Genomic DNA, 15,315 nt, shown 5'->3' with positions numbered 1-15,315 from the left:
TCCCCATCTCACAAAATTAAAAAGGAAGTAGCTCAGCCAGAATACGATATGGTATTTGACTGGAATGTTAACTGACGGTTTGTTGTTCTGTGTTGAAATAATTTTAGCTTTATGTTGATTTTGTTATTAAAATCTTATTAAGATTCAACAATTTTAGTGATATATTTATTAATTAGCAATAAAAAGACGAATACTTTGAAAGTCAATATTCACTTATCGTTTACAAAATGTTGTCTGTGTGTTAAATCGTGTCGTTTATATAAATTTTTTTAAAACAAATTTAATATTAGATAGTTTGGCTCAACTTAAAAAAACAAAACAATCAAATTATGAAACAAAACTTACAACAACTTTTCTTGTTTTCCTTTCTACTATTTGCTGTCCAATTTACCTATGGGCAGGAGAAGGAAATTAGAGGAACAGTAACTTCTAAGGCAGACGGGATTCCGTTACCTGGAGTTAATGTAACGGTACAAGGTACTACTAACGGTGCACAAACAGATTTTGATGGACATTATTCACTTATGGTGAATTCTGGTGACGTTTTAGCTTTTTCTTATTTAGGTATGACTACTAAATTAATTACAGTAGGTCAACAAGACGTCATTAACGCTCAATTAGAAGAAAATGCTGAAGAACTTAACGCTGTGGTGGTTACGGCCTTAGGTATTAAAAAGGAACGTAAAGCCTTAACATACTCGGCTCAGGAAGTAGGCGGGGATGAATTAACACGTGTTAAGCAAACCAACCCAATTAACAGTTTATCAGGTAAATCTGCTGGATTGACTATCACAAGGAGTTCATCCGGTTTAGGAGGAGCTACAAAAGTGGTGTTAAGAGGTAATACTTCTACAACTAATAACGATCCGTTATATGTTATTGATGGTATTCCTATGTTAAACAGTGGTAACGGTTCTAACGGAAATGAGCCGGGAACCGATATTTTTGGTAGCCAAACTGGTAACCGTGATGGTGGTGATGCGATGTCATTAATTAACCCAGACGATATTGAAAGCATGACCGTTTTAAAAGGAGCTTCGGCTTCAGCGCTTTACGGTAGTCAAGGTGCTAACGGTGTGATTTTAATTACCACTAAAAAAGGTAAGGAAGGGGCATTGGCTGTAAACTTCAATTCTAGTTTTACAATGGACAATGTGATGTCTTTACCAAAATTACAATCGGAATACCAAAGTGTATCGGTAGGTCAACCTATTGCTGAAAACGGTCGTGTAGCTGATCCAAAATCATGGGGAGCTAAAGCCAGTGGCTTAAGTAACGACCCAAAAGAGTTTTTTAATATGGGGTATACAGCCATTAATGCTTTGTCCTTAACTGCTGGAAACCAAAAAGCTCAAACCTACTTTTCTTATGCAAATACTTTAGGTGAAGGGGTAATTCCAGGAAATGAGTTAAAACGTAACAATTTAACTTTACGTGAAACAGCTAAATTTTTAAAAGATAAAATAGATGTTTCTGCAAGTGTTAATTTATCAGACCAACGCATTAGTAACAGACCAACCAATGGTTTATACTCAAACCCATTAACTGGGGTGTATTTACAGCCTGTTGGAATTGATAGAGACATCTACAAAAATACATTTGAGTACTTTAATACGAATTTGAACCAAATGGATCAATATGCTTCTTCTTTTGATGAGAATATTCAGCAAAATCCATACTGGTTAATTAACCGCAACCCTAGTGAGGATATCGCACAGCGTGTGTTGGCAAATGTATCGGTTAAATATCAGATTACAGATGCTATTTCTTTACAATCTAGAGGAAGTTTTGATAAATCATTCTTTACTTTTGATAAAAGACAATATGCAGGAACAGATCCTGTAAATTCAGGAGATAACGGACGTTATGTTCTAGAAAAAACAGAAAACACACAACAGTATATTGACTTTATTGCTTCTTATAATAAAGACTTTTCAGAAGCATTTACCTTCTCAGGGCTTTTAGGAACAAGTTTAACCAAGTACCAAATTGGAGATCAAGTATATTTAGATTCTGGCCGTGATGGTGCTGGATTACAATTCCCTAACTACTTTACGATATCTAATTTTGAAACGGTCAATAACATTAGGCAATCTGTAACTAATAGAGAGGTGCAATCTGTTTTTGGATCTGCTAACTTCGGATTTAAAGACATGCTTTTCTTAGATGTAACAGGACGTACAGACTGGTCTTCTACCTTAGTTTATACTGATTCAAATTCATTTTTCTATCCATCGGTTGGTTTAACGGCTGTTTTATCTGAAATGTTTGATATGGGTGATGGTATTGACTTCGCTAAAGTTAGAGGTTCTTATGCTGAAGTAGGTAAAGATATTCCTGCATATGTAACAATTCCTTTGAATCATATTAATACAACTAATACCAATTTTGCTCCAGCAACTATTGCACCTAAAAGAGGAGAAACTCTTGAACCAGAACGCCAAAAAGGATTTGAAATTGGAACAGAGTGGCGATTCTTTGGTAACCGACTCGGATTAGACTTTACTTACTACGATACCAGTACTTTTAATCAAATATTTTATATACAAGCAGATCCAAACCCATTTGGGTATGTTCAGAATATTGTAAATGCTGGAGAAATATCTAATAAAGGTTTCGAAATCGTTTTAAATGGTAAACCTGTGGTAACCGATAAATTTAAATGGAATACAGCATTTAATTTTGCCCAAAATGATAACCAAGTGGTTGCTGTTCACCCGGATTTACAAGATAATGAAGCCATCATTACTCCAGGAGGAATAAATGGATATGAATACTCATTAATTGAGGGTGAGGAATTTGGTAGTATTAAAGGTAGATCATTAAGACGAGATGCTAATGGTACACCAATGGTAAATTCTTCAGGAACATTAATGTCTACCGATTTTGAAACTGTTGCTCACGCACAACCAGATTTCACTTTAGGTTGGAACAATAACTTCGAAATAGGTGATTTCAATGTGAACTTCTTAATTGATGGTAAGTTTGGCGGTGATGTGATGAGTGTTACTGAAGCCGTAAATGATAAATATGGTGTTTCTCAAACTACTGCAAATGCCAGAAACAACAATGGAGGAATGATAAATGTTGTTGATGAAAGCGGAACTGCTTCACAAATTGGTGCTCAAGAATATTATAATGCTGTTGCAGGTCGTGATGGTATGTTAGGAGAATATGTGTATGATGCAACTAACGTGAGTTTAAGAGAACTTTCAATAGGATATAAATTATTATTAGGTGAAAGTGATTTCATTGATAATATTAATTTTTCAATCATAGGAAATAACTTATTCTTTTTTTATAAGGATGCACCATTCGACCCGAACATTGCTGCAAGTACAGGAATGGGATTACAAGGGGTAGATATTTATAATCAACCTTCAACCAGAAGTGTAGGATTAAACATTAACGTAAATTTCTAAAGAAAGATGAAAAATATACTTAAATATACAATGGCATCATTGGTTGCCATGAGTTTAACAAATTGTACAGGAGACTTTGTAGATGTTAATACAGATCCTTATGGATTTTCTCAAGAAAGTTTAACCCAACAAAACAATCATATTGGTTCTCGATTTGCTCCTATGTTTTCAAATATCATTCGAGTAGAACCAGCTTGGAATTACCAATTACAGCAAAATTTAAATGCCGATGTGTTTTCAGGGTACATGACCGCACCAACACCATTTGCAGGTAATATCAATAACCAAACTTATGCACTAGTTAATGGTTGGAATGGCTTTATTTGGTCTGATGCTTATGATGCAAATGATGGGAATGGTGTGATGCCTTACGCCAAAGAAATCAAAGAACAAGTAGATGTGTCTGGTGATCTAAGTGGGGTTAAATTTGTGTACTTAGCTAATATTATTAAAGTTATGGGTATGCATAGGGTGTCTGATATTTTCGGTCCAATTCGTTATTCAAAATATAATGATTATGACACTACTGGTGAATACGATGCTCAAGAGGTGGCCTACAAAACATTTTTTGCAGAGTTAGAAGAGGCTATAGATGGGTTAGAACCATTTATTGGAGATTTACAGTTTGTTCCTTTTGATATGTCAAACTTAAAAGGAAAGCCTGTTGAAGGTAATATTGCTAGGTGGAGAAAGTTTGCGAATTCATTGCGTTTACGTTTAGCTATTCGTGTATCTAAAGTTGATCCTGCATTAGCTCAAGCTGAAGGTGAAAAATCGTTATCTAGTAATGCTGGTCTTATGGAGTTAGACAATATGTTAGTAGAAATGGCAGGGTTTGCTCACCCAGTTCAAACGATAAGTCGTGTTTGGGGAGATGTTGTTATGAGTGCCGAAATGGAAGCTGTTCTTAAAGGTTTTAATGACGGTAGAATTTCTAAATTCTTTACCGCGCCTGCTGATGCTCATTTAGGAGATTATAAAGGAGTAAGAATGGGTATTGAAATAGAAGCGAAATCAGAATACGGGGGGCATTCTCTTATAGGGTCGGCCGTAGATGGTACTAACAAAGTTTGGATGACAGCAGCAGAAGTACACTTCTTAAAAGCTGAAGCCGCCTTAAGAGGTTGGGCCGGAGCTGGTGATGCTAAAACCAATTATGAAGCAGGTGTTCGTGCCTCTTTTGCACAACTTGGGGTTAGTGATGTTGATAATTATTTAGCAGATACTACCAGTACACCAAATGATTTTGTTGATGCGTTAAATTCTGCAAATGATTACACTTACCCTAGTGATGTCAAAATTGCATACAACCTAGCTGGTACTAATGAAGAGCAGTTAGAACAAATTATTACGCAAAAATGGATTGCCATGTTTCCTGATGGTCAGGAAGCTTGGAGTGAATTTAGACGTACAGGATACCCAAGAGTATTTCCTGTGGTAATTAACAATAGTGGTGGAGATATCGATACTGATATCCAGATTCGTAGAATCAATTTTGTTGATGCTGAGAAGAATACCAATGGCGCTAATGTCGATGCGGCAATTAGCACCTTAAAAGGCCCAGACAATGGAGGGACAAGACTTTGGTGGGATACCGGAGCACCAAATTTTTAAGTTTAGGTTGATTAAACGTTTAGTTTAGTTTAGTTTGTTGATGGTAAGCAAGCGGAGAATTTCGGTTTTCCGTTTGCTTTAATAAAAAAGTATTTAAAAGAAAAACAGTATATCGTGAAAATCGCAAATCATAAAAATATCGCATACACCAAAGCAGGTATGTTTGAAGAAACTCGATTTGAAAAAATACACAATGTTATTTTTGAAGATTCTACAGAAGCTTCAGTGCTTGTAGCACATGAAATAGCAACATTAATTCGAGAAAAAGAAAAGGAAAACAAACCTTGTGTATTAGGTTTAGCAACGGGTTCTTCACCTATAAAAGTTTATGAAGAGCTGGTTAGATTACATATAGAAGAAGGCTTGAGTTTTGCAAACGTAGTCACCTTTAATTTAGATGAATATTTACCCATGGACAAAGGTAACCTACAAAGTTACTTTTACTTTATGCATGAGCATTTATTTAATCATATCGATATTTTAGATGAAAATATAAACATTCCTGACGGGATGGTTAGTAATGAGGACCTTTATCAGTATTGCATCGATTATGAGATGAAAATTAAATCCTATGGCGGACTTGATTTTCAACTTTTAGGTATTGGTAGAACTGGACACATCGGTTTTAATGAGCCAGGTTCTCACTACAATTCAGGTACACGTAGCATTACACTCGATCATATTACCCGTGTAGATGCTGCTCCAGCGTTTTTAGGTATTGAAAATGTGCCTAGAAAAGCCATAACCATGGGAATTGGTACAGTTTTAAGTGCTAAACGTATCGTTTTACTAGGTTGGGGAGGTAATAAAGCTGAAATTCTTAAAGAAACTATTGAAGGTGAAATTACGCCTGAAGTGCCTGCAACTTACCTACAGAACCATGAAAACACCACTTTTATTATTGATGAGGCAGCAGCTTCAGAATTAACTCGTGTTAAAACACCTTGGTTAGTCACCACTTGTGTTTGGAATGACGATTTAAAATTAAAAGCCATTGTTTGGCTTAGTGAGTTAACCGAAAAACCATTTTTAAAGCTCACCGATAAAGATTATAACAATAACGGTATGTCTGGTTTGCTTACTGAAGAAGGCACCGCTTATGATTTAAACATTAAGATGTTTAATAAGTTACAACATACCATTACAGGTTGGCCAGGCGGAAAACCTAATGCCGATGATACCAATAGGCCAGAGCGTGCTACCATACCCAAAAAACGTGTAATTATTTTTAGTCCGCATCCAGATGATGATGTGATTTCAATGGGTGGTACTTTTGATAGGCTAGTGGAGCAAGGTCACGAGGTTCATATTGCTTATCAAACCTCTGGTAATATTGCAGTTTCAGATGAAGAAGCTCTAAAATTTGCTGAAATTACCCAGTCGCTTTGCCCAGAGTGTAAGGAAACAGAAACGATTATCAATTTCCTCAAAAACAAAACTGATCATGATATTGATTCGGTTGAGGTGCGTCAGTTAAAAGGATTAATTAGACGCAGTGAGTCTTTAGGTGCTACGCGTTATTTTGGTTTGAGTGATGAACAGGTACACTTCCTTGATTTACCTTTTTATGAAACAGGAACCATTAAAAAGAACAATATTTCACAGGATGATATAGATGTCATGTGCAGCTTAATTTCTGAAATCAAGCCACATCAAATTTATGCAGCAGGTGATTTAGCTGATCCACACGGAACACATAAAGTGTGTTTAGATGCTTTATTTGAATCTTTAAAAGTTTTGAAAAGTGAATCATACATGGATGATTGCTGGGTTTGGTTATACCGTGGGGCTTGGCATGAGTGGGAGTCTTACCAAATTGAAATGGCTGTTCCTATGAGTCCAGACCAGGTTTTAAGAAAAAGACATGCCATTTTTTATCACCAATCGCAAAAAGATGGTGTGATGTTTCAAGGAGGTGATTCTAGAGAATTCTGGGTTCGTGCTGAAGATAGAAACCGTTTAACGGCTAAGAAATATAACGATTTAGGCCTATCTGAATACGCGGCTATTGAAGCTTTTAAACGTTATCATTTTTAAAATATTTTGAAAAAATTACTCTTAATAATTTTGGCGTGGACTTGTTTCAACTGTAAAACTGAAACAACTACTTATGGGATTACTGGAACATGGAAACTGGTCTATGCTGAGGTTGTTGAGAATGATTCAACTAAAATTAAAGATTTAAAAAACACCGAATTCATTAAAATTATTAATGATTCACATTTTGCTTTTTTCAATCAAGGCATCAAAAACGATGCACATTTTTATAGCGGAGCAGGAACTTATACCAAAGAAAGAAATAGGTATGAAGAGATTCTAAAGTATACTTCAGCTCAAGAATTAAAAGACCACAAATTCTCTTTTCAAATTGAATTTAAAGGAGATACACTAATCCAAAGCGGACAAGAACTCATTAAAGAAGCAGGAATTAATAGAACGATTACCGAGAAGTATATCAAGATGAATTGAGTCCTAAAACTAATCAAATGAAAAAAATTATACTATTAATAATCATAAACTTAACAGGCGTTTTGGGTTTTGCTCAAGAACCATTGACTGCTAAGTATGATTTAATGCCTTGGCCAAAAGAAATAAAAGAAAACAAAGGTAAATTTGTTATAGATAGTAGTCTCACTATATCTATAACCTCAATAAAATCAGAACGTGTTGACCACGCGGCCACACAGTTTTTAAGACGCTTAACCAATAGAACAGGCGTGTTTTTAAATGAAGGCTTTCCATTAGAAAACAAAAAAGGAGATATTCAAATTCAATTTGATGCCGTCTCTAAACTTGATATAAAAAATAACGAATCTTATACGTTAATTGTAGATCCTTCTGCAATAAAAATTACAGCAAAAACAGATGTTGGAGCTTCTAGAGCTTTAGCTACTTTGTTACAATTAATTGATAATAATACGACTGAATATTTTATTCCTGGTGTTAGCATTACTGATGAGCCCCGATTTGTTTGGAGAGGACTTATGATTGATGTGTCTAGACACTTTCAACCTATAGCTGTTTTAAAACGCAATTTAGACGCTATGGCTTCCATGAAAATGAATGTGTTTCACTGGCATTTAACCGATGATCAAGGGATACGCATTGAATCTAAAATGTATCCGAAGTTAACCGAGCAGGCTTCTGACGGACTTTTTTACACGCACGAACAAATCAAAGATATTGTGGCTTACGCCGATAAGTTAGGTATTCGTGTTATTCCAGAAATTGACGTTCCTGGACATGCCTCAGCTTTTTTAACCGCTTATCCAGAACTTGGAAGTAAAGACGGGTATGACTATCAAATTGAACGTTTTTCAGGGGTTTTTAATCCTACTTTTAACCCAACCATTGATGCAACATATACCTTTCTTGAAAATTTATTTGCTGAAATAACGCCATTATTTCCAGATGAATATTTCCATATTGGGGGTGATGAAAATGAAGGGAAACACTGGGATGAGAGTAAAGCAATTCAAAAGTTTAAAAAGAAACATAAGTTAAATACCAACCACGATTTACAGACCTATTTTAATGTGAAACTTGAAAAAATACTGAATGAACAAGGTAAAAAATTAATGGGCTGGGATGAAATCATGACACCAGACATGCCTACCACGGCTGTGATTCACTCATGGCGCGGTGAAAATGAAGGTTTAGCCAAAGGCGGAACTTTAATTGAAGCGGCTAAACAGGGTTATCAAACGGTTTTATCAAACGGATTTTACATTGACAGAATGCAGTCTGTAGTTGATCATTATACTATAGAACCCATTGGAGATGTCAAATTAACTGAAGCAGAACGTGAAAGAATTTTGGGCGGTGAAGCCACCATGTGGAGCGAATTGGTAACACCTCTAACGATAGATTCTAGAATATGGCCTAGAACTGCAGCTATTGCAGAACGTTTTTGGTCACCTAAGGAAATTAATAATGTTGAGAACATGAGAAAACGTTTAGAAGTTGTGTCTTTTCAATTGGAAGAATTAGGATTGACTCATATTAAAAATAGAGCGGTTATTTTAAGAAGTATGACTAACAACCAAAATATTACTTCGTTACTAAACCTGTCTAACCTGTGTGAACCTTTAAAAATTTACGCTAGAAATTTAGATGGTATAGAATATAAAACCTATTCACCTTTCAATTTGTTTGCTGATGCATGCGTGGCTGATGCTTCCGATGCTTTGAAATTCAATAAAGTCGCTTCCGAATTTGTACAAGGTGGAGACAATAAAGCAGTGATAGGTTTTTTCACAACTTGGTCAAATGATTATAAGTCTTTTATTCAGCTTGAAAAGAACCCGAAAATCACGCCTTTAGAGCCGTTATATAAGAATTTAGCCTTGGTTTCAGGGTTATTATCAGAAGCCCTTCAAACGAAAAAAATCTCAAGAGAAAATCTTAAAACCATTCAGAATACTATGATTTTATTAAGAGAACCTGTTGCTGATGTAGAATTGGTAATTGTAGGTGCTTTAAATGATCTAACAGCATATTGTGAATCAAATTATTTAAAAAAATAAGTCATGGTTTTAATAGCAGATAGCGGTTCTACAAAGTGTGATTGGATTCTTTGTTCACCAGAAAATAAAGCCCCGATTCGACTAAAAACGAAAGGCTTAAATCCGGCGATTTTATCAAAAAAACAATTTGAAAAAATCATTTTTGAAAGTGAATCGCTTGCAAAGATAAAAGAAGAGGTCACTGATATTAAGTTTTTTGGAGCGGGTTGTGGCACAAAACGAAATCAGAAAAAGGTAAATGCCATTTTGGGCGCTTACTTTCCAAATGCGATTGTGTATTCCAGTGAGGATACTATGGCAGCTGTTATGGCTACCACTAAAACACCAGCTGTAGTTTGTATTCTAGGTACGGGGTCTAATTGTTGTTATTTCGACGGTAGAAATATTCATCTAAAAGCACCATCTATGGGGTATTTACTTATGGATGAGGGTAGTGGTAATTACTTCGGAAAAGAACTTCTTAAAGCCTATTACTATGATACCATGCCAGCTGATTTGAAAGCTGTATTTTCTGAAACCTTCAATTTAAAAGAAAAATCAGTTATTAAAGGTTTGTATAAATCGGCTCGACCAAATAAATATCTAGCTTCATTTGCACCGTTTTTATTTCAAAATGAAGCGCATCCTTTTATGAAAAATATGCTAGAACGTGGAATGGAAGTTTTTATAGACAATCATGTGTTACGTTATAGAGAAACTCTAAAAAATGTGCCCATTCATTTTGTGGGATCTGTTGCTTTTTACGGACAAGACTACATCAAAAAGGCACTTAAGGCCAGAGGTGTTGAAGCAGGTGTTTTTGTTAAAAGTCCGATTGAGAACATCATAAAAGATCAAATTAATATTAAACAGGAAGCGTATCAAAATACATAGTTTATTAACACCTTCAAAGAAAATCATGCAAGACCGTAAACTAGACTTAGAAGCATCAAAAATTGCTGTACTGCCAAGTATGGCTATGTATAATAAGTTTTTAAACTGGGTGAGTGGTGAGTTTGAGTTGTTTCTTCAAGATGATAACTACGGGTTGAAAGTGTATTTTCCTCAAGGACATTTGAATATTAGACTTGTACAGTCTCATAGTACTAATATTTATTTCGAAATTTATGTCAAGAGTAAAAACCGACCTTTAGGAACTCGAATTCATAATCAGGCATTAGATGTTTTAAATCAAGTTTATAATGTAGAAAAATCCTAAAATAAAAGAGGTCTTTTTTGCATAAAAAATTTGTCTCGTCCTGAGATATGCTATAGGTTAAAATAAATATTTAGCTTTTTTTAATTCAGCTACCGATTTATAACCTAGTTGTTCTACGGCTATTTCAAGACAGGAGTCTAATGCCAAGACATCTAAATCCATTTTTTAGTAAAAGATCTTTGAGTTGTTTAATTTCCTTTTTGAAGGGCTTTAATTCTTGATATTTAGCTTCGCTGAACCACTTCGTTAGGTTTCCTCTTTAGTTTCTACTTTGATTCTGGTGTTCATGGGTTGTCTTTACGGTTATACTTTTTAAACCACTCATTAACGGTTGTAGGCGCGATAAAATAGAGTTTACAAAGTTCGCTTTTTGTGTGTTTATCGATTGTAAGTTCTGCTAGAATTTTCAGTTTAAAAGGTTCTGAATACCATCCGATTACTTTGTCATTTTTTGTACATAATTGTGCTAAATTATGTAGCCTTATTTCAGGACGGGTCATTTGGTTGTCTAACGGTTACCATATAATTGTGAAGATCTTGAAAATCAGTATACTTTGATGAATCTTCTATATTGAATTTTATGTATAACATGTTTTGTTTATTTTTAATAAATTTAGTTAGCCAGTCTTTTTTATTTACTTGTATTTTCTGGTATTCATATATTAAGTATAGAAGTTTTAGTTTAATATTTAATTACAGTTTTTGTCTTGTTTAATTTTTGTGATTTTTTCTCTTAATTGTTCAGTAAAATCAGTATAGTAAGCTCCAAGGTGATTAGATTTGTGGAAATTAGCATAACTTGGATCAAAAAGATCATCTGAATAATGCCCCCTAAATTCTCTAAATAATTCGTTATACATACGATTTAATGTGTTTTCTGATTGTATTGCTATTTTTCTATTTTTTTCTTCCCTAGAATCTGAAGATAAAATTACTTCTTCTTCCTTTAATGTTGGGATTATTTTAATTGACTGGTATTTTGCTGGTAATAAGTAATATAGTTTTACTATAGAATCTTTTGTTTTAATATAGTTATTTTTAGCAACCGTATCAAAATCATCACAAAACTTTAAATAACTCATCAGTCTCTCACAATTTAATCCAGAATAATTGTTCTCTTTTTCGTACTCTAACATGTTAGAATACTTGTGTATTTCTATGGAAAGGTCATTATGGTATTTATTTAATTTTTTAAAAGATAAATAGACATCCCAAATTTTAAACAAGTCAGTTTTACTTTCAATTATATTATTTTTATTAGTCATTTCTACTAAAGCAATAAATTTCTTTTGATTATTATCAATAGGACCTATTGCTTTATTTATCTCTTCAATATGTTTTATGCTTGTGTCATATATAAATTGTGAAACATTATATTCATCTAAACCAGTTGGTTTTGGCTCTTTTATAATAGCTTGAAATAGCTTTTCTGTTTCTTTTAACTGTGTTTGTAATAACTTTAATTGAATTTCATAATCTTCAATTTTATCTATTTTAAATTTAAGACTGTCTAGCTTATATACAGCTTTAATGTTTTTTTCATATTGTGGTTTAATTTTTTGATTGAAATTATTCAAATAAGATTTTAAAACTGGATTGTCATCAGTTTGAGTGTAAGATAGAAGTGGGAAAAGCAAGAATATTACTATAATAAATTTTGTTATTTTCATATATTATTTGTTTAAATATAATGTTTGTAATTTAATGAATTAAAAAAAAATAATTGGTTAGATTTAAACCGTTATTTAACTTCTATAATCTCACCTGGTTTCCATGTTTGGTCTATCCATGGTTCAAGCGGTCCATACATTCGTAAAATATTAAACCAGCTTTTGTTAGGTGTGGTTTGTAGCCAGTTTCCTTCTTTACCTGCAGGTGCTTCTGGCGCAAAATAAATGTCATAAGAGCCATCTTCATTTTTCTCAATGCCTTCGGTCAGGCTACCTACCGTTGGGAATAATTGGCTTGTTTGTAATTGACAGCGGGTTTGCGTATCGTACATCGTAATTGCCCAGAAGTTGTTTACAGGAACATTAGGAGGCAAGTGTAATTTGTAAGTTTTAGAACCATTAAAGGGTTTGTTGTTGTTATCCAACATACCCAATGCGTAATCAGAACCAGCACCTGCATGGGTTACTGCCATAGCAGGAGTTACGCCACCTGCATTAAAGTAGAAAAACACACGAGCCTCTAGATCCATAATCCCATCAGACTCAAAAGAAGTATTTTTATTAGCATAAGCCATCACCCAATTTAAATCGGTGTCAGGATAAATTTCAACACCAGGAATGCGAGGTGCATAAGTAATAGAACGCCCTGCTGCATTGCCTAAAGTTGCAGCCTCTGTAAGTAGCTTTTTCATTCTGGTGTCAGGGTTGAATGGTTTCCCATTTACGATACCAATAGCGGCTAATTCTCCACGAATTTCATCATCAATCGCATTTTCAGGTTCTCCTTGAACGATAGTGTTCAACATCTCATAATACTCCAATGTTGATGGGAAAATGGTTTGAAAAGAACGACCAGACATATTAACTAATTCGGTTGGTGCTGGATTGGCTTTATCTTTTAATGGATAAACTCTTAATCCTTGTTCAAAATTAGCAACTGCAGCATCTAGACCATCTTTAATAGACCCTCTTAAGAAAACGAAGTTTCTATTTGTTGGTGGTTTTAGAATAAAATAACCTTCAGGTATTTCTCCAGTATATCCTGGAGGAATTACCAGATACTTTCCTCCTTTACCCTTATCTGGTCCTGTTACACCCATATTACCAACAAAACGTTGCCAAGCATCGTCTAAAAAACCTAGCATTCCTGGTGGAATTTGTATCACTGTTGGGCCATCTTTTGTCAAATCTGTCCAAAAATAAGCGTACATAGTAGACGTGTTAGATGTAATCACTGGTGTACGTGAATCCATTAATTGCTCCCAAATAGCAATTTTATTTGACGCATCAGCACCTTGTTTCGCTACAGCTTCTTGTAGACTAAAAATAGAAACAGGTCCAATATTATCGAGGTAAACATCAACGGCACGAGCACGATCTAGGTAATCGTAAACTAATTCAGTGGTATTACCAGTAGGTACACCATCGAAAAATGTAAGCTCGCCAGCAACAGTTTGTACCTTGTCCGCAATCGATGTTGCTTTGGTTCTTATCTCGTCTTTCGATAAACTTTCATTAGAAGTAGTTGATTCCTTCTTTACTACAGATTCAACTTTTACTGATTTCTTCTCAGGTTGGTTGCAACTTACCATCAAAGCAAATACACCAACGAGTATTGTAATGGTTTTTAATGATTTATTTTTCATTTCACTTATATTAATTATTATTAATTTGTAGTTTCATCGATTTAATGGTTTACAACGATCTCGTATATGAAACGTAGCGTGCAAAAAGACACTATCGTTTTGGATTATACACGAGCCGAATTTTTATTTTTTTTTCTAAAAGCCAAATTTAAAAATTTGGTGGTCTTCGAAAACACACAAAAACCTTTCGGAAAGCCTATGTTAACTATGTTTTATATACATTGTTAGCCCTCGTTTTTTTCGTTCCGTCTTTCTATTCAATCGTTAAAGATGTCCCTCATTTCTATTTTCCTCTTTGGTTTTGGATTCCATTTATTTACATTTTTATATTATCGTTCTCGTCAAATTCAAAATGTTGATTGTAAGCAACTTCAAATATATGTCCATCAATATCTTTAAAGTATCCACTATATCCACCCCAATCAGCTTTTTTCGCTGGTTTTATTATTTCAGCTCCCAATTCCGCTACTTTCCTGAGTACGCTGTCAACTTCATTTTCCGATTTGGCGTTATAAGCGATGGTTATTCCCGAAAATCCGCTACCAATATTAGATACGTTAGCATCTTTCGCTAAAGCGTCTTTTGAAAAAAATGAAAGAACAATTCCGTTCATTTCAAAAAATGCGATTTTATCTTTGCTTGCTTTTGATTTTTTCCAATTAAGTCCTCTCTCGTAAAAATCAAGCGTTTTTTTCAAGTCCGAAACACCGAGTGTAATAATGTTCAAATTTTGTCGCATTATTGTTTTTTTAAATGAGGGCTAACGTGTTTGTATATGGTTTGTTGCATGGTTTAAGCAACTAATTTAGTAAATAAAAACCGACCAAGAAAGTCCGTGAGGACTTTCGTAAGTAGGCAAGAAGCAAGCAATAAATTATATACGGTGTGCCTGTTGCACAAGTTAAGAAAAAAGTAGTAATGCAATTGCTTAAAAAGTGAACGTTTCTTATTTTTATATATGGAGGAAAAAAAGACTTATCAAGAGAAGCTATTCAATCAATTTAGGCTTAGCGAACGCGTTCCAAAAGACAATTTCTACCGTCGTCTTTATACAGGTACAGATCTTAATTTTCTTTATAAAACCACTCAAAAATTCTATGGATCCAGTGGACAAAAAAGCATTGACCCTATCGTGTTTTTTAAGCTTTGTTTGGTTGGCTATCTAGAGAATATTTCTAGTGATCGTAAGCTTATTTCACATTGAAGTGTCTACCTTTGGTGTGACGGTTTTATATAGAG

The 15,315-nt window shown here is 34.4% G+C and carries 10 protein-coding genes and 1 pseudogene; 8 read left to right on the top strand and 3 right to left on the bottom strand.

From position 1 onward, the window contains the following. Positions 1-329: 329 nt before the first annotated feature. From F6U93_RS09830 to F6U93_RS09800, 7 genes are all read left to right on the top strand, one after another. Positions 330-3,422 (top strand): SusC/RagA family TonB-linked outer membrane protein, encoded by a 3,093-nt coding sequence (locus tag F6U93_RS09830; protein ID WP_150939311.1) that lies wholly within the window; start codon positions 330-332, stop codon positions 3,420-3,422. Positions 3,423-3,428: 6 nt separating this feature from the next. After that, positions 3,429-5,036 carry a RagB/SusD family nutrient uptake outer membrane protein gene (locus F6U93_RS09825; protein WP_150939309.1) on the top strand — a complete coding sequence of 536 codons (1,608 nt, stop codon included), beginning with the start codon at positions 3,429-3,431 and terminating at the stop codon, positions 5,034-5,036. 159 nt (positions 5,037-5,195) lie between these two features. Then, positions 5,196-7,073, top strand: a complete 1,878-nt coding sequence (gene nagB, locus F6U93_RS09820) for a glucosamine-6-phosphate deaminase (protein ID WP_394349748.1) — start codon at positions 5,196-5,198, stop codon at positions 7,071-7,073. Between the two features lie 6 nt (positions 7,074-7,079). Continuing rightward, positions 7,080-7,505: a hypothetical protein gene (locus F6U93_RS09815; protein ID WP_225312649.1), complete on the top strand. Its 426-nt coding sequence runs from the start codon at positions 7,080-7,082 to the stop codon at positions 7,503-7,505. A 17-nt stretch (positions 7,506-7,522) separates the two neighbouring features. Continuing rightward, complete coding sequence (locus tag F6U93_RS09810; protein WP_150939303.1) at positions 7,523-9,562, top strand: beta-N-acetylhexosaminidase; 2,040 nt, start codon at positions 7,523-7,525, stop codon at positions 9,560-9,562. Positions 9,563-9,565: 3 nt separating this feature from the next. Beyond that, a complete protein-coding gene (locus F6U93_RS09805) occupies positions 9,566-10,435 on the top strand; it encodes an N-acetylglucosamine kinase (protein WP_150939301.1) in 870 nt (289 codons plus the stop codon). A 25-nt stretch (positions 10,436-10,460) separates the two neighbouring features. Then, positions 10,461-10,760 carry a hypothetical protein gene (locus tag F6U93_RS09800; protein ID WP_150939299.1) on the top strand — a complete coding sequence of 100 codons (300 nt, stop codon included), beginning with the start codon at positions 10,461-10,463 and terminating at the stop codon, positions 10,758-10,760. Between the two features lie 689 nt (positions 10,761-11,449). Here the strand turns inward: F6U93_RS09800 and F6U93_RS09790 are convergent. From F6U93_RS09790 to F6U93_RS09780, 3 genes are all read right to left on the bottom strand, one after another. Next, a complete protein-coding gene (locus F6U93_RS09790) occupies positions 11,450-12,430 on the bottom strand; it encodes a hypothetical protein (protein WP_150939297.1) in 981 nt (326 codons plus the stop codon). Between the two features lie 71 nt (positions 12,431-12,501). Continuing rightward, positions 12,502-14,076, bottom strand: a complete 1,575-nt coding sequence (locus F6U93_RS09785) for a DUF1254 domain-containing protein (protein ID WP_225312647.1) — start codon at positions 14,074-14,076, stop codon at positions 12,502-12,504. A gap of 316 nt (positions 14,077-14,392) precedes the next feature. After that, a complete protein-coding gene (locus F6U93_RS09780; protein WP_150939295.1) occupies positions 14,393-14,815 on the bottom strand; it encodes a VOC family protein in 423 nt (140 codons plus the stop codon). 219 nt (positions 14,816-15,034) lie between these two features. Here F6U93_RS09780 and F6U93_RS09775 point away from each other — a divergent pair. Beyond that, positions 15,035-15,277, top strand: a pseudogene (locus tag F6U93_RS09775) (transposase); the annotation flags it as partial. Positions 15,278-15,315 lie beyond the last annotated feature (38 nt).

It is taken from the genome of Pseudotamlana haliotis (assembly GCF_008806375.1).
Classification (GTDB): Bacteria; Bacteroidota; Bacteroidia; order Flavobacteriales; family Flavobacteriaceae; genus Pseudotamlana; species Pseudotamlana haliotis.
This window is presented reverse-complemented; position numbering and strand designations above follow the sequence as displayed.